At 47.4% G+C, this 22139-nt stretch carries 25 protein-coding genes, 1 tRNA gene and 1 pseudogene; 13 read left to right on the top strand and 14 right to left on the bottom strand.

Annotated features, from left to right (window positions below; genetic code table 11):
* The first annotated feature begins 37 nt into the window (after nt 1-37).
* Genes N530_RS0109765 through N530_RS0109755 form a run of 3 tightly spaced genes read left to right on the top strand, consistent with a single transcriptional unit; the run spans nt 38 to nt 2318 of the window.
* Nucleotides 38-1009: a DUF692 family multinuclear iron-containing protein gene (locus N530_RS0109765; protein ID WP_026480557.1), complete on the top strand. Its 972-nt coding sequence runs from the start codon at nt 38-40 to the stop codon at nt 1007-1009.
* Nucleotides 993-1793 (top strand): putative DNA-binding domain-containing protein, encoded by an 801-nt coding sequence (locus N530_RS0109760; RefSeq protein WP_202899060.1) that lies wholly within the window; start codon nt 993-995, stop codon nt 1791-1793. The genes N530_RS0109765 and N530_RS0109760 overlap by 17 nt, the downstream gene beginning before the upstream one ends.
* A gap of 15 nt (nt 1794-1808) precedes the next feature.
* A complete protein-coding gene (locus N530_RS0109755) occupies nt 1809-2318 on the top strand; it encodes a DoxX family protein (protein WP_026480555.1) in 510 nt (169 codons plus the stop codon).
* A gap of 76 nt (nt 2319-2394) precedes the next feature.
* Here N530_RS0109755 and N530_RS0109750 read toward each other — a convergent pair whose 3' ends face one another.
* Complete coding sequence (locus N530_RS0109750; RefSeq protein ID WP_026317365.1) at nt 2395-2865, bottom strand: Hsp20 family protein; 471 nt, start codon at nt 2863-2865, stop codon at nt 2395-2397.
* A gap of 323 nt (nt 2866-3188) precedes the next feature.
* Here N530_RS0109750 and N530_RS0109745 point away from each other — a divergent pair, with 323 nt between their 5' ends.
* Nucleotides 3189-3617 (top strand): hypothetical protein, encoded by a 429-nt coding sequence (locus N530_RS0109745; RefSeq protein ID WP_026480554.1) that lies wholly within the window; start codon nt 3189-3191, stop codon nt 3615-3617.
* Nucleotides 3618-3761: 144 nt separating this feature from the next.
* Entirely contained in the window at nt 3762-4709 is a 948-nt protein-coding gene (locus N530_RS0109740; RefSeq protein WP_026480553.1) for an alpha/beta hydrolase, read from the top strand.
* Between the two features lie 6 nt (nt 4710-4715).
* Here the strand turns inward: N530_RS0109740 and hisN are convergent, their stop codons facing one another.
* Together hisN and N530_RS17810 are read right to left on the bottom strand one after the other, a co-directional pair.
* Entirely contained in the window at nt 4716-5495 is a 780-nt protein-coding gene (gene hisN, locus N530_RS0109735) for a histidinol-phosphatase (RefSeq protein WP_026480552.1), read from the bottom strand.
* Between the two features lie 212 nt (nt 5496-5707).
* Nucleotides 5708-6598, bottom strand: coding sequence for an N-formylglutamate amidohydrolase (locus N530_RS17810; protein WP_051540875.1), 891 nt, complete (start codon nt 6596-6598; stop codon nt 5708-5710).
* 331 nt (nt 6599-6929) lie between these two features.
* On the opposite strand from N530_RS17810, the gene cpdR reads away from it, so the two are divergent.
* Together cpdR and N530_RS0109720 are read left to right on the top strand one after the other, a co-directional pair.
* The gene (gene cpdR, locus N530_RS0109725; protein ID WP_018689119.1) at nt 6930-7292 is read left to right on the top strand and encodes a cell cycle two-component system response regulator CpdR; all 363 of its coding nucleotides are present in this window, start codon (nt 6930-6932) and stop codon (nt 7290-7292) included.
* A 69-nt stretch (nt 7293-7361) separates the two neighbouring features.
* Nucleotides 7362-7436 (top strand) — tRNA-Val (locus N530_RS0109720).
* A 493-nt stretch (nt 7437-7929) separates the two neighbouring features.
* Here the strand turns inward: N530_RS0109720 and N530_RS19510 are convergent.
* Nucleotides 7930-8973 (bottom strand): annotated as a pseudogene (locus N530_RS19510) (recombinase family protein); the annotation flags it as partial.
* The gene (locus N530_RS0109715; RefSeq protein WP_155851963.1) at nt 8970-9305 is read right to left on the bottom strand and encodes a hypothetical protein; all 336 of its coding nucleotides are present in this window, start codon (nt 9303-9305) and stop codon (nt 8970-8972) included. The pseudogene N530_RS19510 and the gene N530_RS0109715, both read right to left, overlap by 4 nt.
* Nucleotides 9306-9508: 203 nt before the next feature.
* On the opposite strand from N530_RS0109715, the gene N530_RS0109710 reads away from it, so the two are divergent.
* Nucleotides 9509-10312 carry a hypothetical protein gene (locus N530_RS0109710; protein ID WP_155851962.1) on the top strand — a complete coding sequence of 268 codons (804 nt, stop codon included), beginning with the start codon at nt 9509-9511 and terminating at the stop codon, nt 10310-10312.
* Here N530_RS0109710 and N530_RS0109705 read toward each other — a convergent pair.
* Nucleotides 10302-11303 carry a hypothetical protein gene (locus tag N530_RS0109705; RefSeq protein WP_026480549.1) on the bottom strand — a complete coding sequence of 334 codons (1002 nt, stop codon included), beginning with the start codon at nt 11301-11303 and terminating at the stop codon, nt 10302-10304. The genes N530_RS0109710 and N530_RS0109705 overlap by 11 nt on opposite strands.
* 269 nt (nt 11304-11572) lie before the next feature.
* Between N530_RS0109705 and N530_RS0109700 the strand changes: the two genes are divergently transcribed.
* Nucleotides 11573-13663 (top strand): hypothetical protein, encoded by a 2091-nt coding sequence (locus N530_RS0109700; RefSeq protein ID WP_026480548.1) that lies wholly within the window; start codon nt 11573-11575, stop codon nt 13661-13663.
* Nucleotides 13664-13802: 139 nt separating this feature from the next.
* Here the strand turns inward: N530_RS0109700 and N530_RS0109695 are convergent, their stop codons facing one another.
* Nucleotides 13803-14510, bottom strand: coding sequence for an adenylate/guanylate cyclase domain-containing protein (locus tag N530_RS0109695; protein WP_026480547.1), 708 nt, complete (start codon nt 14508-14510; stop codon nt 13803-13805).
* A 1-nt stretch (nt 14511) separates the two neighbouring features.
* Entirely contained in the window at nt 14512-15015 is a 504-nt protein-coding gene (locus N530_RS0109690; protein WP_026480546.1) for a Pycsar system effector family protein, read from the bottom strand.
* Nucleotides 15016-15270: 255 nt separating this feature from the next.
* On the opposite strand from N530_RS0109690, the gene N530_RS0109685 reads away from it, so the two are divergent.
* Together N530_RS0109685 and N530_RS0109680 are read left to right on the top strand one after the other, a co-directional pair.
* Complete coding sequence (locus N530_RS0109685; RefSeq protein WP_247869185.1) at nt 15271-15837, top strand: antirestriction protein ArdA; 567 nt, start codon at nt 15271-15273, stop codon at nt 15835-15837.
* A gap of 12 nt (nt 15838-15849) precedes the next feature.
* A complete protein-coding gene (locus N530_RS0109680) occupies nt 15850-16272 on the top strand; it encodes a hypothetical protein (RefSeq protein WP_026480544.1) in 423 nt (140 codons plus the stop codon).
* 15 nt (nt 16273-16287) lie between these two features.
* On the opposite strand, the gene N530_RS0109675 is transcribed toward N530_RS0109680, so the two are convergent.
* The gene (locus N530_RS0109675; protein ID WP_026480543.1) at nt 16288-16470 is read right to left on the bottom strand and encodes a hypothetical protein; all 183 of its coding nucleotides are present in this window, start codon (nt 16468-16470) and stop codon (nt 16288-16290) included.
* Nucleotides 16471-16643: 173 nt separating this feature from the next.
* Between N530_RS0109675 and N530_RS0109670 the strand changes: the two genes are divergently transcribed.
* Nucleotides 16644-16913 (top strand): hypothetical protein, encoded by a 270-nt coding sequence (locus N530_RS0109670; protein ID WP_026480542.1) that lies wholly within the window; start codon nt 16644-16646, stop codon nt 16911-16913.
* Nucleotides 16914-17156: 243 nt separating this feature from the next.
* Complete coding sequence (locus N530_RS0109665; protein WP_026480541.1) at nt 17157-17378, top strand: hypothetical protein; 222 nt, start codon at nt 17157-17159, stop codon at nt 17376-17378.
* 387 nt (nt 17379-17765) lie between these two features.
* On the opposite strand, the gene N530_RS0109660 is transcribed toward N530_RS0109665, so the two are convergent.
* From N530_RS0109660 to N530_RS0109640, 5 genes are all read right to left on the bottom strand, one after another.
* Nucleotides 17766-18086 carry a hypothetical protein gene (locus tag N530_RS0109660; RefSeq protein ID WP_026480540.1) on the bottom strand — a complete coding sequence of 107 codons (321 nt, stop codon included), beginning with the start codon at nt 18084-18086 and terminating at the stop codon, nt 17766-17768.
* Nucleotides 18080-18391 (bottom strand): hypothetical protein, encoded by a 312-nt coding sequence (locus N530_RS0109655; RefSeq protein ID WP_026480539.1) that lies wholly within the window; start codon nt 18389-18391, stop codon nt 18080-18082. The genes N530_RS0109660 and N530_RS0109655 overlap by 7 nt, the downstream gene beginning before the upstream one ends.
* A gap of 67 nt (nt 18392-18458) precedes the next feature.
* Nucleotides 18459-20324, bottom strand: a complete 1866-nt coding sequence (locus tag N530_RS17805) for a type IV secretory system conjugative DNA transfer family protein (protein ID WP_051540873.1) — start codon at nt 20322-20324, stop codon at nt 18459-18461.
* 117 nt (nt 20325-20441) lie between these two features.
* Nucleotides 20442-21761, bottom strand: a complete 1320-nt coding sequence (locus N530_RS0109645; RefSeq protein ID WP_026480538.1) for a type II toxin-antitoxin system HipA family toxin — start codon at nt 21759-21761, stop codon at nt 20442-20444.
* Complete coding sequence (locus N530_RS0109640) at nt 21761-22021, bottom strand: helix-turn-helix transcriptional regulator (RefSeq protein WP_026480537.1); 261 nt, start codon at nt 22019-22021, stop codon at nt 21761-21763. Before N530_RS0109640 ends, N530_RS0109645 begins: the two co-directional genes overlap by 1 nt.
* Nucleotides 22022-22139 lie beyond the last annotated feature (118 nt).

Here is a 22139-nt window from a genome sequence, read left to right as displayed (position 1 = left end):
GATCGCGAATAACTTGTTGCAAACCGGAGAACACACAATGACATCTTGTCCCCCCCTGCGTCATCGTGATGAAGTTTCAACAGCATCGTCTGATGCTTCACACTCACGGTTTGCAGCAAGACCAAACAACAAACTGGCATCGGCATCAGCCGGTGTCGGCTTCAAGCACGATCACCTTGAGGCTATTCTCAATGATCCAGGCGATGTTGGCTTTCTGGAAGTTCACGCAGAAAACTATATGGGCGATGGCGGTTATCCGCACCGCACATTAGAACGCGTAAGACAGGATTTTCCAATCTCATTACATGGTGTTTGCATGTCAATCGGTGGCCCTGAGCCGCTAAGCCAAGATCATTTGCAACGCTTTAAAACGCTCGTTGATCGCTATGAACCTGCCATGATTTCTGAACATTTGGCATGGTCCACCCATGAGGATATTTTCCTCAACGATTTACTCCCATTGCCATACACCGCACAAACGCTTGACCATGTTGCGCAGCATGTCAGCCAAATGCAGGACGTTATGGGACGACAAATATTTCTTGAAAATCCTGCGACCTATGTACTTTTTGAAAACTCGACCATGAGCGAAACCGATTTCATGCGTGAGATCGTAAAACGTACTGGCTGCGGCCTGTTGCTCGATATCAATAATGTTTTTGTATCCGCAACCAACCATAAATTTTCCGCGCTTGAATATTTGGACGCATTTCCGCTTGAGCATGTCGGTGAAATTCATTTGGCAGGCCATACCGAGCAAGAAGATGATGAAGGCCAAACGCTTCTAATTGATAGTCACAACCGACCTGTCTCTGATCCCGTATGGTCGCTCTATGAAGACGTTATAGAGACAGTTGGCTGTATTCCAACGCTTGTGGAATGGGATTCTGAATTACCCGAATGGCCAATTTTGCGCGCTGAAGCTGGTAGTGCAAACGCAATTTTAAAACGCGCGCAGCGTATGCACGATATGGCACCGCTTGGAAAACGCCATGCTAGTTCGATTTAACGCTATGGCTGATAATTCATATGAAACGAAGGCTTTTGCAGCTGGAATGCTCAACCCCGCAGCGCCAAAGCCCGATGAAATCATCGGCCCAAACGGCAAAGCGGCAGACAAGCGCTACAATGTTTACCGCAACAATGTGACTGTAAGCCTTATCAATGCGGTTGCAGATATTTATCCAGCCGTACAGAAAATTGTCGGCGAAGAATATTTCCGCGCCATGGCCCGTGAATATGTGCGGGCCCATCCACCAAAGTCACCCCTGCTCTTTTTATATGGCCAAGATTTTGGCAATTTTATTGATGGTTTCGAGCCTGCAAAAACGCTTCCCTATCTTGGTGATATCGCCCGTATCGAACGGGCTTGGCTAACCGCCTATCACGCCGCAGATTTAGCACCGCTTGATCCTGCACGCCTTGGCATGGTTGATCCGCAAAGATTGGCGGACATAAATTTCACCCCGCATCCAGCAAGCTTCATTATCAATTCTGATTTTCCGGTTCACGATATTTTTCTCATGAACCGCGGTTTCATGGAACTTGCCAAGCTCGACATGGCTAACCCGCAAGCACTTATGATGACGCGGCCCCAAACAGACACGCGGCTTATACTGCTGAGCGTGGGCGAACATGTTTTCATGGATGCAATTCTCAACGGCAAAACTTTGGGTGAAGCATCCGCTTTAGCAACCGAAACTGACATCAGTTTCGATCTTAATCACAATTTGCAAATGCTTCTGGCAACCGGAGCAACCATCCAAATAAATTTGGACGGCCAAGCGATATAATGGAGGGATAGAATAATGACCACAATTTCTGCTCATGAAGAAAAATCAGTCGCTATGGATAATGCCGCACCGGCAGGCATCATCGGAAAAGCATCGAACCTGATCCAAGCCATCGCGCAAAAAGATATAACGCAACTGGTGCTGCGTGTGGCCGTTGCTGTTCCATTTTGGAAATCCGGCGATTTGAAATGGGATGGCTTTTTGCAGCTTTCAGAAATTGCACCGCTCCTGTTTGAAAATGAATTTCAACTGCACATTTTAGGCAGCACATATCCATTCCCGTTCCCTTATGCCGTTGCATTTGGTGCTGGCCTTGGAGAGATTATTCTACCCGTTTTGCTCGTACTCGGCATATTCACGCGCTTTGCAGCCCTTGGTATTTTAGCAATGACTGTCATCATCCAGTTGACGGTTCCAACCGGCTGGCCGGTGCACCTCACATGGGCCGCAATCGCATTAGCACTTATGGCGTGGGGTCCAGGCCGTATTGCTGTCGATAGTTTTTTGCAGCGCCTATACCGCTAAGGCGGCAAAACTCCGCACAAAAAAGCCGCCGGAATTCCGGCGGCTCTCATCAGTTTAGCATGATACGATTAAGCGATTAGTTAGTCGTTTTAGCTTCAATCTGTTTCGTGCTGTCGGCGCTACCTTTAGTGATCTCAATTTTGCGCGGTTTCATTGCTTCTGGCACTTCGCGTGCAAGATCAATGTGGAGCAAGCCGTTTTTCAGCTTTGCACCCTTAACCTCAACATAATCGGCAAGTTGGAAGCGACGTTCGAAAGCCCGAGACGCTATGCCACGATGCAGCATTTCATGTTTCTCACCATCTTCATCCGGCGTTTGTGCCGCAGCAATTTTCAAAACATTCGGGCGCGCTTCGATGGTAATATCATCTTCGCCAAAACCTGCGACTGCCATTGTAATACGGTAAGCATTTTCACTAATGCGTTCGATATTGTATGGCGGATAGGTTTGCCCGCTTTCAGGTTGCGCGAGTGTATCGAGCATTGAAAATAAACGATCAAAACCAACAGTTGAACGGTTTAATGGTGTAAAATCTACGTGACGCATGAGGTGTCCTCCTTTGAGCGACATTATGACTATACCTGCCGGTACAGCCTTCTTCGTTTGCGATATTTGACCTGAAACACCCATAATTGGCGTATCTCTTGCGGCCAGCAGACCCATAATTGGCGTCTGCCTCCATAATTTGGTGATGCCAAAAACAGGTTTCAAGTCCCGACTGAAAAACCAAACAAAACATTTGGATTTTTTATGAACTGAAAATGAACAGCACCTTCCGTCTGAGTTCAGGGTCAAAATGTTTAATTGGCTTTATCGACGGAACTGGCCAAACAAATCAAAGGCTGGCTCCACTAAAAAGGAGACGACTGATGAAAAAGTTTATTATCGCAACTGCATTTTTGGCCATGGGCGCAACAAGTTTTATCGCACCTGCACAAGCAGCACCACTGCGTGCTGAAACCGCCCTTACAACAACTTTGGACGTGACCAAAGCGCACTCTACGAGCCGCAAGCATTGGAACAAACGTGCCGAACGTAATCGTATTCTTTCGCCGCGCCAGATTTCACGCAAGCTTAGCAATCGCGGTTTTCGCAATGTCAGAAACATTCGCTTCAACCATGGTCGTTACTATGCTGTTGCCCAAGGCCGCAATGGACCGGTTCGCCTGACCGTAAGCGCTAGAAACGGACAAGTTATCAGCCGCGAGCGCATCCGCAACCACCGCCGCAACAATGAGTATCGCCACGGTTACCGCGGACAACGCAACGGGTTTAGCTTCTCTTATAGCTTTCGCTAAAACCATTTGAAATTAGCTGGACTGTCCTGTCCCTTCCTGTCCAGTTATAAAGCCGGAGACAAGCAATTGTCTCCGGTTTTTCTTTGACCTTTGAACGCGTTAAACCTATCACTAGGGCACCTGAAACCGAGCTTCCTGCCTGCCATGACCAGCCTTTTGAAAATTGCGAATAATACTGGCCCTGATCCAGATGTTCTGGATATGCTTGAAACAGATGACGGTTATAAAATCCGGTTTGCCTTATTTAAATCAACCAACAAACCAAACAATGGCACCATCATATTGCTGCATGGGCGCAATGAAGCCATTGAGAAATATCTTGAAACAATCGGCCAACTTTTAGAACGTGGCTTTGATGTCGTCACCTTTGATTGGCGCGGCCAAGGCGGATCTTCAAGGTTCTTCTCAGATCATCGCCGCGGCCATATCGACACTTACGAACAATATAGCGCCGATTTGGAACTTGTGTTCAAGGATGTTGTTTTGCCCGAGTGCCGCGCACCATTCTACATCGTTGCTCACTCAACCGGTTCTTTGATCGCCCTTTACACCGCCCCGCGCCTGAACAACCGTATTCGGCGCATGCTGCTTGGTTCACCGTTTTTAGGCGTTGGCGATGAAACGCTCGGCGAAAGCCAAGTCATTTTTCTATCAAACATTTTTACGTTTCTTGGCCTTGGCGCAATGCATATGGGGGGCAGCCGCAATGGCATTGCCGCCACGCCATTTGAGAAAAACCGCGTAACAAACGATCCTAAGCGTTATGCCCGCAATCAAGATTTGATGGACCCAAAACGTGGGTTAGGACTTGGCAGCGCAACGGCTTCATGGCTACGCGCATCAATGAAAGCTGCTCAATGCGTGCGCCAGAGTGAACACATGGCGCAAATCCACATACCCGTTTTACTGATTAATGCAGGCGCTGATCAAGTGGTTTCGCGGCCAGCCATTGAGGACTATGCACACCGCTTGCGCTCCGGCTCATTAATAACAATCGACGGAGCGCGGCACGAATTGATGCAAGAGATAGATGACTACCGCGAGCAGTTTTTTGCAGCTCTTGATGCATTCATTCCAGGCTCACCTGACTGACAAAAATCAGGCTCTGCCCCAATATGCTTGCAATGCTTCTGCATGCAGCTCTTTAGAACCTGCAGCCAGAATAGTACCGCCCTTTTCTGCACGCTCCCCATCAACCGTCGTTATGACGCCGCCCGCCTGCTCAATAATCGGAATGAGCGCAACGATGTCATAGGGCTGAAGACCGGCCTCAATAAAAATGTCTGCATGGCCGGACGCCACCATGACAGCACCATAACAATCTGTGCCATAGCGCGCTAATTTTGTACGGCTTTCGAGCCTTTTGTAACCTTCTGCTTCAGCACCCTGATATAGCGCAGGCGATGTTGTGAACATAATCGCATCCTGCAATTTTGCGCTTTGGCGCGATGCAAGCTTTTGAGGCTCGCCGCCTTTTTCAATCAGCCATGATTGCGTGCCGTCAGCGATATAGAGCTCATCCGTATAGGGTTGATGCATAAAGCCTTGTTTGGCAACACCATCTTCCATCAAGCCAACAAGCGTGCCCCAAACAGGCAGGCCTGAGATAAACGCGCGTGTACCGTCAATCGGATCAATGACCCAAACATAGCGTGCATCAAGGTTCTTGGCACCGAACTCTTCGCCCAATATGCCGTGATCTGGGAAATCAGCATCCAATATTTGGCGAATAGCTGCTTCGGCTTCACGGTCGCCAGCGGTGACGGGGTCAAATCCAACCTCGTACTTGTTATCCACATTTAAGTTGGACCTAAAATATTTTAGCGTCTGAACAGAGGCTGCATCAGCTAAACGCTTCAAATCATTTATATTCGTCATATAGATAACCGATCACTTGAATTGGAAGATTGGACTACCGAACCCATAACTAAGGTATGCGGCTTGACTTTAGTAGTACAAGGAAGAAAATTATTAAACTGCGGAGCTATATGCTACGCACTAGACGTTACTTTCCTCCCAACGACTGGCCGCATCTTAGGATGCGGTCTTTTTTTACTTGATATAGTTTATCTATAGTTTGGATTTAAAGCCTATTCAGCGGCAATACTAAAATCGCTCAGCTGAGCACCATCCAATACACTCAACTGCGCCATAAATCGCGTTAAATCATCGCGCAATGCATCAAATCCCGGCCGTTTTTCCATTGTCTTTTCGTTGACATAAAGGCTGCGATTAATCTCAATCTGCAACGCATGCAGGCCGCGTGCGGGGCGGCCATAATGCTCCGTAATAAACCCGCCAGCATAGGGCTTATTGGTTGTCACCAAATATCCCATATCGCGCAAAATATCGACGGCAGCTTCGCTGAGCACCTGCGCTGCGCTCGTGCCAAACCGATCACCAATGATAAAATCAGGCCGCGCGCCCTCTGCCCCCAAGTGAACAGAAGCGGGCATGGAATGGCAATCGATAAGTACAGCATGGCCAAAATGGCCATAGGTACGACTTAAAAGTGCACGTAACTCGGCATGGTACGGCTTATAGAGTTGCTCAACGCGCATCATCGCCTCATCAAGGCCGATACGGGTCTTATAAATATTCAAGCCTTCACACACGATGCGCGGTATCGTGCCAAGTCCAGCGGCCACGCGCAGCGAATTCCTATTCGTATAAGGTGGCAGCTTGTCGATAAACATACGCGGGTCCAGCTCGTAGGGCTCGCGGTTTACATCCAAATAAGCGCGCGGGAAATGCGCTTTGAGCATAGGGATGCCAATTTGGACAGCATCGGAAAACAATTCGTCGACAAAATAGTCTTCTGATCGGCGAATCGCATGCATGTCGAGTTTGCTCATTTCAAGAAAACGCTTTGGATAATAGCGTCCACTATGCGGCGAGTTCATGACAAACGGGACGTTGTGAAAATCCGGTTCACAAACCTCAAAGGCTTCCATATCAATGAAATCTGGTGAAACGTGCATAAACCCAAATTTTCCAGCAATAATCGTATCTTGGCTTTAGTTTTGACAGCCTCAATGAGCTTTGTCTAGGGTGACGCGTTAAGGGTAAATCCAAGACAATCGGCAGATCACAAGATTTTAATTGAACAAAATTATGATTTTGCACTACATCATGTTTCACAAGAGCTCGAACTTGAGAGCGAAGTTCAGTTTCAAACCGTCGTTACGAGTGTGCGGCTTTATATATGAAGCCAAACAGCGCTGATGGTGTAAACCTGAAATTTACCTTGATCGGGCTAAGAGCATGGCTAGCTTGCTTTAAGCATAGGCAACAAGAGAAGCGGAAATAAAAATGCATCGCATACTATTGGCAGAAGATGATAACGATATGCGCCGGTTTCTGGTCAAAGCGCTTGAAAAAGCCGGCTACCAAGTCGTCGACTTTGACAATGGCGCAAGCGCTTACGAGCGCCTTCGCGAAGAACCATTCTCTCTGCTTTTAACAGATATTGTTATGCCTGAGATGGATGGTATTGAACTTGCGCGCCGCGCAACCGAGCTTGATCCTGACCTCAAAGTCATGTTCATCACTGGTTTTGCAGCTGTTGCGCTTAACCCTGAAAGCGACGCGCCAAAAGACGCAAAAGTCCTTTCAAAGCCGTTCCACTTGCGTGAGCTTGTTGATGAAGTAGAAAAACTTATCGCAGCAGCTTAATCAATCGCGGAATTTATCGTCAAAGCTATTGACGGCAAACGGCTTTATGTGGTGTATCGCGCCACGGATGGGCGATTAGCTCAGCGGGAGAGCACTTCGTTGACATCGAAGGGGTCACTGGTTCAATCCCAGTATCGCCCACCATCCTTTCATTCCCCACATAATCATGCGTTAACATACTGAATGGTAACGATAATTTTGTGTTCAAACTGCGCGTTTCGCGGCAGTAGCCCACACGGTCTGAAAACGCCATTCTCATCACCAATCTTTGCAACTCGAATATGCCCGAAGCCCATAGTTTTGCTGGGTTCTTAAGGAATGTGAGGGCGTGTTCAAACAATTCATCAAAGGTATCCGTTGAGGGAGCCAAAGTTTGGGCTTTTTCCAGCGCAATGAGCTTTTCTCGCTCCATGCTATTGATCTTCGATTCGTAAGCCTTCACCACTGTTGCGGTTTCCACATCAACTAATCGATCCAAAAGACTATCGATCTTGGTTTGTATCAATTGCGCTTTTTCAGTGTATTTCGAAGCAATTTTATCCGCTTGGCTTAAACGCAATGACCACGCGTCATTAAACATACGCTTGAACAATCCAAGAAGTCCTGCCTGTGGCTCTAAGCTGTGCAGGTATGCCTCAAAATCACCCTCAAGCTGCGCCTTACGGATGGATTTCCCATAGCTTACGCATTTATTGTTTTTGCATCGGTAATACGCATGACGGGTTCCATCCCGACTTTTCGACCAACCGGATGTATAAGCGCAATCACATTTGGCACAATTCACAAACCCTCGAAGCGGAAAATCATCGCTGATGTCATTTCTGGCAGCGGCATAGGTTGTACCCTTGAGACGCTCTTGGGCTTTTTGCCATGTCTCGAATGAGACTAGCGGCTCATGCTTGCCGCGCTGTAGAGGAATGTCCCATGTGGCCATTTCTATATAGCCAGCATAAAGAGGCCGCCTCAACATATCGTAAATCGTCTGATAATTGACTGCCGAAGAGCGCAAACTTCTCCAGCCAGCTTGCGCGCCCAGAAAGGCAACCGCTTCCGTGACCGTTTGCAATGACCCATTAGCAAGACGCTCAAACATCTCTTGGACAACAGACGCCAGCGGCTCATCACGCACGAGAAGCTTGCCATGCTCTTTCGTTTTTGCATAGCGATAGCCTGATGGTGCATGAAAGCACCAATAGCCGTTCATCATGCGCGCTTTCATTTTCTGCGAGACTTGGCGACCATTCTGGGCGCGTTCCAGCTCACCTTGGGCTGCGAGGATCGTTTCAATGAACCGCCCCTCCGGTGAATCCTCAAACTTGAAATTGAGACATTCCACAGATGCGCTGCGCGCAGCCAGTTCACGGCGTAACTTAATGTGAAATTCTGTATCACGGGCAAAGCGTTTTAGATCATCAAAGATAACGGTATATTTTTGTCCAGCTTGCGCTTCCAAGTAAGCAAGTAAGGCGACCATGCCCGGTCGCTTCATAAAATCACCGCCGCCCGATACACCATCAGGAAACACCGCTTCGACTGAATAGCCTTTTTCCAGCGCATACTGGCGACAACGCGTTTCTTGCGATTGAAGCCCATGCCCCTCTTCCACTTGTTTGACGGATGAGACTCGGCAGTAAATGACAGCGCGTTGCACTTGTGGTTCTGATTTTAAATTTGGTTTCATGACTCCTCCTGACCTGCAGGATCATCATCGTTATGACCCACAGTTTGCTCATTGGTATGATTGTCCGAATTATCCAATGAGGATATCACATCAGCAGGCAGAAAGATTCCCTCGATGCCATTTTGCCCACAGACTTGCTGGGTTGGATCAATGCCAAAGCCCAGATCAACAAATGACACGACGATAGACCAAAGCGTCTCAATAAACTCATGCTTTTGATCTTCATCTAAATCGCTTTCTTCAAGATACGCAGCATAAAGCTCCCAATCGATTGTGAGTGACGGCGGTGATCCATCAAATGGTGAATTGGTATCGGTGGGGGCTTTGGTCATGATGCTTTCCTTTGTCTGCGCTTGCGCGTTTGCTTTGTTGTCTCCTTTTCGCCTCAAATCATATGAGAACAATACAAGAACATTATAGGACAAGAGTCCTATCATACAAAGCAAATTCCGCGTAATATTATTGCGTTTTTCCCGCTTTTGCTTACACCAATGGCACAAACCAATATTTGGTAAGCATAGAGGTAATCAGGGTAATGAATGATCCATTCAGCACTGAACGCTCGTTAGAGCTTAAATCTTCAACCGAGGCTGAACGTAAAGCGATCAACCGTGTGGTCACGGCCATTAAAGCCGCCGAGAGGATGAAATTTGATGATATTTATCTTGCAGCGCATGGCTCTCTCGAAAGCATAACCAATGAAGACGAGAAGAATCTGGCCAAGGGACGGCTTGCACACAAGAAGATCGCCAAAATCTATAAATGGATCGCCATCAACTACCTGCCTTTGGCGATAGACCTTGCTCCTGAAGTGTTTGATCCATCCTTGCTCACGAAATGGGACGACTTCATCATTCAGCATGGGCTATATGGGCAATTACGTCCTGTGATTGGAAAACGCCGCGGTCTTACCCAACGTAGTGCACAACAGCCGATTGATGATACCAGCATCCAGTTGGGTGATGATTTCTACTTTGATTTAGACACGAAGCTTGATGGAGCACTTTTGACACTTGAGGGGTACAAGGGCCGTTATTACCCGATGTCGCTCCACCATAATCAGGTCACACTCGTTTTGCCCATTACAAATGGGCAGCACAATTTGCCTTCCCTCCCACACAGTAATCAGCAGGTTATGTTGAGTGAGCATGATGATGCAGGAGTGCACAAATACATTATGTTGATAAGTGACGCCGACACCATCAATGAATGCGCCAGCGGCTTAGTCCAAGGCCATCCCATTAATGCGGCCAAGCTGGATCAAATGGCATTGGCGTTCAAAGACCACGACCCATCCGCTTTCGAGATTCATCGCCTAAATGTGATCTTTAAGGGATGAACTGCTTAAGCTCTAGCAACTGCATCAGCGCAAGATTGATCGGCAACAGACTGTCATATTCTAGCGCACCTTTGGTGCGCATCTCAGAACCAGAATGCAATTGCGCCGCTCTGACATCAGCGACAAAATCTTCTGCGCTGCCCAGATCGTTAATCGTGGACTGCGCACCAGCGGCGCGCGCTATCAAAACAGCATCAGCAAATGCGGGAGCCACAACCAACGCGTGATACGCTTCAATCTCTTCGGTTGATGGCAGATCGTCAGGATCGGGTTGTTCCAATCCTTTTTGTTGCGCCTTAATGTAAGCGGGGATCGACCACATCACGCTTAGATATCCCATGAACTGGAATATCCGCGTTGCGGCTTTGGGATGAGTGCGGGTCGCATCATCGGCCTCATCCTCTTGGTCGATTAGAACCATGACCGCAAAGATGGACGCGGCGTAAAACCGCAAGATATCCCAGCCGTCTGTTGAATATGCATCGAGCAACATTTCTGTCGCGTCATGATCGGCTTGCAGTTCCAAACAGCGTTCAGCCAGTAAATGGTGTTCGGCTGGCAGTTGATCGAGCAGCGCAGGCTTTTGAGCCGAGCGCTGTGTTAGACCAAAAGCTTTTGACTGGCTGGTCTCGGCAATCCCGCGCCCACCTGTTAGCTTGAAGTGACCCATTTCAAAATGGTGCAGCTCATGGAGCATGAGCCATTGAAGCGATGCATCAATCGCCTGATCAACATCTTCGAAATTCAGTTGATCCTCTTCAGGTAAGCTATCGGAGTAAGCCTTGGCCTTTTGCCAAAGGTCGGTTAGCGACAACACAACCCCTATTGAAACATGGACACGCACGCCATCGCCATCAGGTTCGGCAAAGGCGATGAAATCTTCGTTTTCTAAAAGCTCAATATTAGGTTCAGGTGAGAGTGTTTCACCAACGCAAAGTTCATAGCGACTTAAAGCTAAACGTAGTGAAGTAGCGAGAATATTTGATTCCATGTCTGATCCAACACTTATGCCTGCGTAAGAACTGAAGGATAAGTACAGATAAAGATGTTATGCAAGATGTGTGCTGTATAACAGCACATCTTGGAAAGGGAGACGCTGCGCTCTCCCGTTTCATCCCTCTAGCCTGTGGCGCTTATTCCGCATTGAGCCACAATCACCATCCAAACGTATCGCAGTTTTGTCACTCACATCGTATGTACTATGAAGAGAGTCTGTGATTTTTACGCTGCAATACCCAACCAAGTTGATATAATCACTTCATGTCAACACACACCGAAATCCCACAGGCGCTCACGAGATACCTGAAACTCAGCAGTAAATCTGCAAACGCAATCAATGCTTATCCAATTTCGCAATCTGACACTAATCAAGCTCACATTGATAGTTTGCGAACTAAAATCGTATCTTGCCTGAGTTGCGAAGATAATTGCTGGTCTACCGACGCCCTTTTCAGAATTAGAAAAACGGTTGAGGTCAAGCTGTATTTAAGCGAAGCGGTGATTGGACAATGGCTAATTCTTAGGGAAATAGAAGAAGCCTTGCGTGAGCAATCATCCTGCAAAACGTTTGGCGAACATGATTCTTGGAGTGAAGCTATTAAACTTGCAGTCGATGCAATCAATGCGCATTGGTTTCGACACACGCTAATCAGCAACTCACGTGAAAAGGTTGTTGCGGAAGCGGTTCGGAAAACGAGAAAAAAAGGCTTCCGCATTCCTATAAATGGATACGGCCCGCGGTTTCCACCATCCGAATATAAGCGCTTTTGCAAACGTATTGAAAAGTCCATTGCTCGTATAGGGGGAGAAAATGTCGCCAGCTATATCTTGCATGCGCTAAACAAGACCGGAAAAGTTTTGAATGGCTACTTATCACATGCCCGCAGACCTGAAATGGTTGCTAAAAAACCGCGCGAAGCTGGCATCCCATGGCATTACCTATACTCGCTCGCTGTGAAGCACATTGATAGTCCACCGAGACTGCAACCACTGGAAATACAGCATGAAATCGACGAACTAATAAACTTGGGTCAACTGCTTACAGCAATTATTGATTGCGAACCACATAGCTCATATGAAAATATGGCCCTTGGAAAATCATCGTTTGCAAATACGATGAATGAAACTCTCATTTACGACGAAATGTTTGCTTTTCCTCAATGGCACCCCAAGATTGCTGCCGCCCTCCTTGAAACATGGATAGTGGCACTTGATAGCGTCGGAATACTATTTCCTATTGTCAGCGCTGACAAATGGAAAACATTCGCAGGCAATCTTCTCTGCCTTTCCGACGCGACTAATTTAATCCCTGTCCGGTCACTCGATATGATTGGCCACAATCTGTCTAGTTCTGAATGTGAGCGACTATTGTCAACTTGTTCATCACCATCAATTGGCGTTAATAGCTCGTATCTTACGCCGTCTGATACCGCTCAACGTGACGCAAGCTATTATCCAGTTATAAATCGCCAAAATACGGATGCTGTTATTCAGCCCACAGGGATCACCGCACGGTCTTTATGGGAACGATTATATGCGCAACTTAGAATGCTGAGCATCCCAAGGCTGGAAACGAAACTAGGTGATGCATTGGAACTTCTAACCAAGGCGGTTCTTATAAATAGCGGTCACAATGTCACTTATGCAGGTGAGAAATACGCAAATCCGAGCGGTAAGGGCAATCTTGAAGCAGATCTGATTGTAGAGACACCAGAGCGTATATTTTTGATTGAATGTAAAAAGAAAGCACTCACCAATAAGTCCCGTAAAGGCGACACAATAGCCAGCCTAACTGATGCCGATGGTAGCTTCTTGGCGCTAATGCACCAGCTCGCTCGTCATGAAGCCAATTTACGTCAGGACGGAAAGATTGTTTTTTTGAACGGGTCGACTTTAGAACTCAACAACCGTCAGATCGAAAAGATCGGGGTCAGCTTAAGTGATCATGGATCAATACAAAATCGCGATATGACAATAGGTCTTATGCAGTTACTTGTTGGTCGTTCCATCGACTTTGATGGCAAATCTTTCGATAACCTTGCTGTATCGATCAATAAAAAGCTCGAAGCACTTGCAAGAAACATTCAAACCATTGCCAAAAACAGTCCAAAGTCTGGCCATGACCCTGTCTTTAATTTTGCAATGTCAACGTGGTGGTTAAGTATAGATCAACTCGCTTATGCGGTTGATCTCGCTAATGGAAATTTGTGGGAAGGATTAAGACGTGTGCGCCACATCAGCACACATTCGGGTGACTTTGTGCATGATCTTCACGTATGTCACAGAATTAATCCTGTAGCAGAAGGCCTACTTGAGGCTAGTTCCAAAATGAACTCACGTGCGATGATTTAGCCAGACGCACTGCCTAGCCATGAAAATCAGATTGAACTGCCTCAAAAGCGCCTGCGCTATATCAATACAGGAAAGACAGACGTGAACGACCTTGTGAATTCATTCGGCGCGTAAGCAACTCAGCAGAGTGGTTCCAATTCTAAAGCGACCACCAATAATGGGAACGGTAGCAAACCTCGTCATCTCCAGCAAATTTTTTACTCCGCCTCTCCCACATGTCCGAGCCATTACTGAATTTTGCCTCGTCTGCTAATCTGCTGTAAATATCATGGGAAATAAAAGTTGCATACGGGTGCTCGCGAATGTCGGATAGCTTCGCCGCAAAGCTTGCCGGCTTTCCAATCCAGATGAGGTCGTTGTTATTGCGGATACCCGCACGTACCGCACGGGATGTTCCAACATCAATGCCGCACGCTTGCCGAATTTTTACATCGTGATTTTGTACGGACTTAAAACGCTTATGTGCTTCCGGCTCAATTACGTGCCGCGTAACCCACTGAATTTGGAGAGCTGCTTTTGTAGCACTCGTCCTTTTATAGTCTCCAATGAAAACACCCATAACTCTGTCACCATCGAAGCTGCGGATTTCACCACCGTGGGATCGAATAATCCTAACGGCACAATCGATATATACCCGGATGATTTTAGCAGTGGTTTCCCATGGGCAGACCTTTGCAATTAATCCCGACCCCGCCAAGTCAGCATAAAGAAATGCAGCATCAATTTTAACTGCGCCATTTGTCAACGTTACGTCCTGAGAAGAAGGAATCTTGAGTCCAGTTCGCTCCTCAAATGCTTTTCCGAAAATGCCATCTACCGCATTTATTAAATCGTTCTTCAAAGCCATATTAGTTTCCAACTATTGGTAGGCGGCTGTGCTCAATCGCAGTCATCACCAAGAAAACCGCGAATGGGATCAACGTAGCTAACGTCAGCCGGATAGCCATCGCAATGGCTTGGTACTTGACCGCGAGAATATGCGAGTTTCGCCAAATTTGGCCGATCATATCAGCACGATATTCTTCTTCACTGACTGCTTCAAACTCGGTTTTATAGCTTGTTTCAGTGCGCTCTTTAATCGCCGAGAAATAGATGAGGCTACTTTGACCACCTTTCAATTCGGGAAAGTTGCATTTGTATATAAAAGTGTACGAAGCAACCAGTCCGATAACGAGGAATGCACCCGGGACAGCAATATACCAGCGATTAAAATCACCCGCCTCAACATTAAACGCACTTAAGGTCAAAATCGCAGAATTAATAGTGAATAGCCCTGCGGCCTTAGTGTCGACGCGCGGGAAAAAGCTCAACACTCTAGTTAGCTGCGCTTCAATTATCACTAAATCTTTCATTGGTAACGCTCCCTTTACAGAGTGTTTTAACAAACCAACAACTCAAAACAATTCACGCATTTAAGTTTTGCAGTGATATTTTTTCATTCGATTAAGAGGTGAAGCCGAGAGGCTCTGCCTCTTCTCTCCCCACAAGCGGAATAGACATGACCGTGGCTCACGATGTTGCGCCCGCACCACTCATGTCGATTCGGCTTTGCCCCTCCCATCTCCGTTTTCGCCAAAGGGCAAGGTTGCATGTCGCAACCCTATCTAATGGAGGAAAAACAGATGAAACAAGGAACACCACAAAACAGACAAACAATATTAAGCCATGACTTACGGTTCTATGCGCAGCCCTATGACATAGACGCATCAGGATTTTATTTTAGTGATGCCGCCGAATACCAAGCCAAGGTAAAAGCCTGCCGCAACGCTTATGGCTATCCGGTCGAAGAATTTGAAATCCAGTTCATTGATGGCGATGATTTAGACTGCCGATTGTTCGAGGCTTTAAGTATCAATCAAGCCACCATCATTCCATTTATAGAAAAGCTGGATGAATGGAGCGATGAGGATAAAACCAAACTGATCATTGCCGTTGGTGAATGTGGGTACAGCTTTGATGTACAAACAGGCCATGCCGATGATATCGATGTCGATATTTATGAAGGCACCACGCTGCGCGAGTTAGCCCGTCAATTTGTTGATGAGGGGTTGTTTGGTGAAATCCCCGACCATCTTACCCATTACATTGATTATGAGGCCATCGCGCGTGATTTGCGCGCAGATTATACAGAAACCCACATAGGCAAGACACTTTGTGTCTATCGCTGCGCATAGGGAGGATTGGTCATGACTTCATCACCCCAAGCACGGTTTCAGTACAGCACAGGCCACCCATGGTATTATTTATTGGGTGGTCGCGTTCTGACACTCAAACAAATCAGAGAGGCCACGCGCTATAGCCAGTATCAAGGTTATATGCGCGACGACATTGCGGGAATGGATAAGCTGCCAGAGCCACGACGTTCAGCCAAGCTGCGCACGTTGCGCGTAAAGATCATTGCTGACTTACGAAACGATATATCAGGCCACCGCAAACGCGCCTTGGAATTGCACCGCTATCGCATGAACCACCCCGTGCCATCCCAGCCCACGAGTTCAGCCGATATTCATACTAATATCAGCCTTAAGCATAATCATCTGGTCAATGATTTTGCGCATTTGATGTATTTGGATGATTTGCTTGGCAAGCAAGGCGACTTGTTTGGCTAGGCTCGCATTACGCGATTATTGATCTTTTGCCTTAGACTTGGACTGCGCATCTTTGGCGACTGGCTTTGCCATCGCTTTGTCATGATCAGCGAAACGCGGTATATCGCTCCGAGGCGCGGCAATATGGCGGTTAAACCCGCTCATATATACAAGGTCGCGCAAGAGGTGATACTTTTTCTGATCTGGGCTTAGGGGCATGGGTGAATCATCTCACCCGCAAATCCATTCGTCAATCTCACCTAACAATTAAATCTGATGAATTGATGCGGTCATGAGGTTTATTTGTACGATGGGCGATACGTTCAGCAAACTATACACCTCAGAAGACCATTTTCCTTTAAAATTAGAATTATTTTCTGTATAATGGATATATGAAGAATTTTTTTGCGCGCTTTGCATTATTGAGTGCCGTTTTGTTTTTACAAAATGATGCTCGTGCCGATACTGGTGGCTATATGCTTTTGGCACCATCAAGCGAAGTCACCCTTGATATCCACGGTGTATGCAAAACCATCCGCAATCTAACGGGTGAAGTTGAGGCTTATATCCCCATTAACACCAAAGAAGTATGGGCGGGTATGGATAGCCGCTCTGATCAGAACGACAACCCTATTATAGAAATTAAGTCATGCAAAAATTGATATTGGCTTTTCTTTTGATGCTCTTTTGTACGCCAGCCATCGCGGCAGATCGGTATACCGTTGGTTCAGGCGCAACCGTTGAGATCGACATGCATGGCGTGTGTCTAGCCGTGACCAATTCTGGCCCATCAAGAATGGTGCCTGCTAAATCAGCTGCCGAATGGTTAAGTTTCCGAACAAGTCCGGGAGCAGGGATAAGTCTTAATAGCTGTGTTACGTATAGCTATAGCGCTTGGAGCGGATATGGAAGTTGTTCTGAATCATGTGGCGGCGGCACACAAAGCCGCAGCCGTACGTGCAGACGCTCAACAGACAATGCATCCGTGGCCTGTTCGAATTGCGGTGGAGTATGTTCGCAATCACAAGCATGTAATACGCAAGCGTGTGCCCCTGCTTGTGGAGGTACGATGGTTGGCGGTTATTGTTGGTATTATGGAAGATCCACCAGCTATGCAAACCCAGTGAGCTGTGACAGCGTTTGTGCTGATCATGGCGGTTGTAACCTGTCTGGCACAAGAGATTATGCTGGAAGCGGCGGGACGGATGCAGGGTGCAAAGCGGTGTTTTCCGCACTAGTCGGTAATGAATACCTATTTGGTACCAATACCGGAGCTAGTGACCCAGTAGGGTGCGTTGGAAGTAACCTAATGGGTAATATTAGCACTCGCTATAAAGTTCCTAACACGACTTGCGGTGCGACAACAACTTATGGAGGAAGACCCTGCGCATGTAACAATTGATACGTTTTGGCTGTCTGACTAAAAAATAACTCAAATGCTTCATGACTCATATAAACGGAATAGCAGAGCAATCGCTCGCTCTGCTATTTGAATATAGTCCTATCAATTTATATCAGCGTTCATGCCCACGATCTTTGTCCTTTCCACGCGCAATGGGGTGGAATTCGCGTTTAAGATCGCCCGGCCCGCCCAGCTTAAAACCATCTTTGGCTTTTTGATCTTCGGGCGTGGGCATATCACGTTTAATCCCGCTCATCCCGCGCGGGGCGCGGTTTCTCTCACCATGTGGTGCAAAGCGCGGCGGGCTGATCCGCTTATCCGCATTGTCCTTATCGCGAATGGGCGTTTGTTGCTTTTCGGCTTCCAGCTCTTCTCGTCGTTTCGAAGTATGATGGCTGGCATCCCAAAACGGTCCGACGGGTCGCTTTACCATTGTACCACTCCCGTCCAATGGCTGAGGAACGTATAACCAACATCATCAGCATCTATATTCATCTGCCATGATGAAGGATCGTAATCATCGGGATATCGCGGCGGATATGCCCGATCAAAACCATTGCTGATGGCGGACAAGATGCCCGCCTCAACATAGGGGCTCATCACATCGATAGGATATTCAGACGAATGGATAAGGCTGGTATCAAACGGGATCGATAGCCCGCCAAGGCGGGCGGCTTTCAGATAATCTTCGGGTTCCAATATAAGCGTTAGCCCGATCAGATTTGTTGGCTTGGTCATAGCAAGCTCCATCAAGTGTTTGAATGGTGTGGTGATATGGGAGGGGCCGTAGCCCCTCCCCAAGCCCTTAGGCTTCGTTTTGAGTTTCAGGCTCAGCGTTGCCTTTGGCGTGCAGATTCACGCCAAGGTGTTTCAGCTCATCATTTTCAAACCAAGGCATTTTGCGCGCCATAATCGGATTGAGGTTTTCAATGAACAAAAGCTGCTGATCTTTTGGCATGCGCATCAGCTCATCCGCATAAGCCAGTTGGCGTTGCGTGCCAGTCGCCGTATCGGTTGTGGTGGTTGTCTCGGATTGAGAGGTGTCCTTGCCACGTGTAATGCCAAAGGCACGCGCCACAGCGGTTGAGAAACTCCAGACCGTAGTTTTACCGCACAGCTTGGAAAAATAGTCCGCCGTGAAGTTATCGCGTGATCCAAAATATTGAATCACACCCGCATTGGAAATAAACGTCTCCCAGCCATCGCCGTATATACGCTTGAGCTGGCTTGCGTCCTGACAGATCGCATGCAGTTGCAAACCAAACCCTGCCATTAAGCCAAAGGCTTGCTCAATCATTGTGAGCTTACCCAAGGCAGGCATCTCATCGAGAATGAACAGCACAGATTTTTCTGGTTTATTCTCAATATCCCGTGCCATAACGGTCAAGCCTTGTTGAATGAGCAAGCGCAACCAACGGCCATAGGCATTGAGCCGATCTGCAGGCAGCACCAGATAAATGCTCATGGGTTTGGATTTAACATCCATAAAGTTGAAATCCGAAGTCATGAGATTATCGCGCAAACGTGGGCTATCCAAAAAATGCGTTTGGGCTTGCACGGAGGCCAAGACATTGGAGAGCAGTTTTTCTTCTTTTTGCAAACAACGCGCACCTGTGGCTCGCACGGTGTGATGCGGTGATTGCAACATGCGTTTAAACAATGTCATGAGATCATCGCCATCCAGCAGCAATAGATCGCGAACACGACCCAAATGCCGTTGGCCATCTTCGCTCTCATCGGTGGCAACGAACAAGATCACGCCAAGCAATAAGGCTTTGGCTTCCTCTGTCCAAAATTGCTCATTGTCACCCATTGAGACAATGATTGCATCGGCGAGCAGCATGGCATTCTCGCTGATATCGACATCGCCTTTGACTAGCCAATCCATTGGATTAAAACGGGATGAAGACAGGCTGGTGATATTCCACGGATCAATCACATGCACATCTTGGCCCATTTCTTTACGGCGTTTGGCCGTGATCATAGCATTCTCACCTTTGATGTCTGTGACAACCACAGAGCCTTCATAAGTCAGAAGATTGGGTATGATCATCGACACACCTTTTTGAGCGCGTGTCGGTGCAAATGTCGCCATGTGTCGATCACTATTATAATTTAGCGCCTGCAGCCCTCCGAACTCATCACGGATGAAGCCAAGGCGAAAGCCGGACACACCAATAAAGCCAGCGGCCAAGATTTCTCGAAAGCGCGCCCAAGCAGCCGAGCCGAATGTGGTGGGTGTTTCGCGCAACTTCTCGACAAATCCGCGCGTCCAATAGCCAAAGGCACTTACAAAGGCGATGATTGAGAGAAGTGTCGCACTTCCCCAGCCCAGCGTTCCGTGATCAAAAATCAAAAGGAACACCAACACCCCCGCAATCGCACCGCCCATCAAAGCGCGTAGCCGTTGATGCTCACCGGATAAGAACCATCCGATGACAAAGCCGAGAAGAGCGGATTGCACCACCAAGCCAATGCGATACGGCGTGGTGTCCACGTAATATTGGCTACGCCACATAATGACGTCGCCTAAAAAGGCACCATCCGTAATGTTAAAGAAAATGACCGTCGTGATGATCGTTGCAAAAAAGATAAAGCGAGGATCAGCGGTTTTAAAAGCTGCCGCCATAGGGTCCGTTACCGCGAGAGCGCGGTCGTGTGTATCTGTCATGATAAACTCCAATACAAGGTTGAAAACCCGTATTGGCTATCAAGTCAGCGCGCATATTGAGTTGGTAAGGGATTGGGTAAAAAGGGTATTATTGCGCACGCTGTCTTAGGGCGTGAGTTATAGATCGCCTAATGCGCGCTTAATAATCTCAAGCCTATGCAGGCCAACGGCTTGGATAGAGACATGCAGATCCTCTGGAAAATCTGCAGGCAATTCCCGCAGGACTTTTTCAAACGCATCCGCGCCCCGCTCAGCAATGCGTTGTAAAGCTCTCACAGCGATAGATTTTGCAACACCTGCCGCTTCTGCTGATTGAACAAAATGCCGTGGCTGGATTTGATCCATGCGATAATGGCGGTTTTTGCCGACCGACATGGCAAGTTTCATCTGCTTGCGATTGATCTCTAAGGCATCAAGACTTGGCTGTGCGCTCAAAATATCATAGAGCGGTGTTAGTTTAAAACGACCACCCGCCGTTAAGAAAACGCTGAAATTCTTGGCATGACCATCCGTCGCCCCAATCAGCCAGAAAAAGATTTGCGCTGCTAGAAAGCTCTCTTGATCTTCCATAGGTGTATCACTGGCTTTGAGTAATTTCAAAATTTTAACAATGCCCGGTCCGCCCTCGTTTTGATATTTGAGTGTTGGAGGGACAGAGAGAGCTTGGCAGCAATCTTCTTGTGGTAAACGAAGTAATTTGTCTTGAGCCAACCACCGACGATCAAACCGTTCAATCGCAAGCGTTTTGGTTTTACCAAAGGTTACTATCTCAACGGCATTCGTTGAAAACCCAAACGCCTCTGCCAACTTCAAACAATAAAATTCATTTTCAACGCTATTTGATAAATCAAGACCATCCGGCAATGTGCCTATTTGCGTTTTAAAGATATGTGTCGTCGGCGTCGTACCATGGGGTTTAATCCATCGCCCATTATGACGGAGGAGCGCGGTTTTTTCTTGTGCGCCAGCAACTGAAATCCGGAAATCATCATCGCGGTCCAAGCCAAGTGGTGCGCGCGCTAAATTATTGAGAATTTTCTCAATTGCATCATCATCAACCTCTTCGCCTTTGATACCAACAGTTTCATCGCGCTCATTATCCCCGCTGATAAATTGCAATGCGCCAACGCAGTCTTGGCCAATTTTAGCCAACATACTATAGGCGTCCACGCCACGCGCACCGACTTTCTCGGCAACGCGTTTGAGCAAAACTGGGGAGTCTGGCAGCAGGTTCTCAAAGACCGCCATCACCGCCTCACCACTATAGGCGTCTTCACGTAGAGGCAGTGATAAAGAAATCGGGAGTGCGTTTTTAAGGTCAAGCCAGTCTTGATCATAACGAAACGAAACCGCTCCGCTTGGTTCCTTTGTCAGATAACCAACAAGACGTGCATTGAGATAGACCCGTAAAGGTTGATGAATTGGGCGGCGTCCCATTATCCGATCAACGCCTCAAGCTCGGAATCTTGCTCCGCACCACTACTGCGTGGAACAACCCTAAATTCAAGGTTTAATGTTTGTAAGATCGCCAAAAGAGTGTCGAGTTTAACATCGCTTTCACCGCTTTCAATTAATGAGACCGTGCTTTGGCGAAGACCAGCAAGATCACCAAGCTCCGCTTGGCTCATCCCTTTGCTCTTACGGGCGCGGCGAATAATATTACCGATTTGTTTTGGGCTACGTGCTAGGTCATTCATTTTTATCTCCACCTACCTTTATACGCTAGGACGCATAAATAGTCAATATACGCCTCACCGTATATTAGGGGTTTATACGCTACGGCGTATAAATCGTATTTATCTGATTTAGCGTATA

This window comes from Ahrensia sp. 13_GOM-1096m, assembly GCF_000620605.1.
In the GTDB taxonomy this organism is placed as follows: domain Bacteria; phylum Pseudomonadota; class Alphaproteobacteria; order Rhizobiales; family Rhizobiaceae; genus Ahrensia; species Ahrensia kielensis.
This window is presented reverse-complemented; position numbering and strand designations above follow the sequence as displayed.

Excerpts from the sequence above, each read along its gene's own strand:
- N530_RS0109655 (WP_026480539.1), bottom strand. The coding sequence starts at position 18,391 with ATGACCAAGCCAACAAATCTGATCGGGCTAACGCTTATATTGGAACCC.
- N530_RS0109660 (WP_026480540.1), bottom strand. The coding sequence starts at position 18,086 with ATGGTAAAGCGACCCGTCGGACCGTTTTGGGATGCCAGCCATCATACT.
- N530_RS0109665 (WP_026480541.1), top strand. The coding sequence starts at position 17,157 with ATGGAAGTTGTTCTGAATCATGTGGCGGCGGCACACAAAGCCGCAGCC.
- hisN (WP_026480552.1), bottom strand. The coding sequence starts at position 5,495 with ATGACGAATATAAATGATTTGAAGCGTTTAGCTGATGCAGCCTCTGTT.
- N530_RS0109705 (WP_026480549.1), bottom strand. The coding sequence starts at position 11,303 with ATGGAATCAAATATTCTCGCTACTTCACTACGTTTAGCTTTAAGTCGC.
- cpdR (WP_018689119.1), top strand. The coding sequence starts at position 6,930 with ATGCATCGCATACTATTGGCAGAAGATGATAACGATATGCGCCGGTTT.
- N530_RS0109640 (WP_026480537.1), bottom strand. The coding sequence starts at position 22,021 with ATGAATGACCTAGCACGTAGCCCAAAACAAATCGGTAATATTATTCGC.
- N530_RS0109690 (WP_026480546.1), bottom strand. The coding sequence starts at position 15,015 with ATGAAAGATTTAGTGATAATTGAAGCGCAGCTAACTAGAGTGTTGAGC.
- N530_RS0109715 (WP_155851963.1), bottom strand. The coding sequence starts at position 9,305 with ATGACCAAAGCCCCCACCGATACCAATTCACCATTTGATGGATCACCG.
- N530_RS0109700 (WP_026480548.1), top strand. The coding sequence starts at position 11,573 with ATGTCAACACACACCGAAATCCCACAGGCGCTCACGAGATACCTGAAA.
- N530_RS0109750 (WP_026317365.1), bottom strand. The coding sequence starts at position 2,865 with ATGCGTCACGTAGATTTTACACCATTAAACCGTTCAACTGTTGGTTTT.
- N530_RS0109670 (WP_026480542.1), top strand. The coding sequence starts at position 16,644 with ATGAAGAATTTTTTTGCGCGCTTTGCATTATTGAGTGCCGTTTTGTTT.
- N530_RS17805 (WP_051540873.1), bottom strand. The coding sequence starts at position 20,324 with ATGACAGATACACACGACCGCGCTCTCGCGGTAACGGACCCTATGGCG.
- N530_RS0109645 (WP_026480538.1), bottom strand. The coding sequence starts at position 21,761 with ATGGGACGCCGCCCAATTCATCAACCTTTACGGGTCTATCTCAATGCA.
- N530_RS0109745 (WP_026480554.1), top strand. The coding sequence starts at position 3,189 with ATGAAAAAGTTTATTATCGCAACTGCATTTTTGGCCATGGGCGCAACA.
- N530_RS0109765 (WP_026480557.1), top strand. The coding sequence starts at position 38 with ATGACATCTTGTCCCCCCCTGCGTCATCGTGATGAAGTTTCAACAGCA.
- N530_RS0109710 (WP_155851962.1), top strand. The coding sequence starts at position 9,509 with ATGAATGATCCATTCAGCACTGAACGCTCGTTAGAGCTTAAATCTTCA.
- N530_RS0109675 (WP_026480543.1), bottom strand. The coding sequence starts at position 16,470 with ATGCCCCTAAGCCCAGATCAGAAAAAGTATCACCTCTTGCGCGACCTT.
- N530_RS0109755 (WP_026480555.1), top strand. The coding sequence starts at position 1,809 with ATGACCACAATTTCTGCTCATGAAGAAAAATCAGTCGCTATGGATAAT.
- N530_RS0109680 (WP_026480544.1), top strand. The coding sequence starts at position 15,850 with ATGACTTCATCACCCCAAGCACGGTTTCAGTACAGCACAGGCCACCCA.
- N530_RS0109695 (WP_026480547.1), bottom strand. The coding sequence starts at position 14,510 with ATGGCTTTGAAGAACGATTTAATAAATGCGGTAGATGGCATTTTCGGA.
- N530_RS17810 (WP_051540875.1), bottom strand. The coding sequence starts at position 6,598 with ATGCACGTTTCACCAGATTTCATTGATATGGAAGCCTTTGAGGTTTGT.
- N530_RS0109760 (WP_202899060.1), top strand. The coding sequence starts at position 993 with ATGCTAGTTCGATTTAACGCTATGGCTGATAATTCATATGAAACGAAG.
- N530_RS0109685 (WP_247869185.1), top strand. The coding sequence starts at position 15,271 with ATGGAGGAAAAACAGATGAAACAAGGAACACCACAAAACAGACAAACA.
- N530_RS0109740 (WP_026480553.1), top strand. The coding sequence starts at position 3,762 with ATGACCAGCCTTTTGAAAATTGCGAATAATACTGGCCCTGATCCAGAT.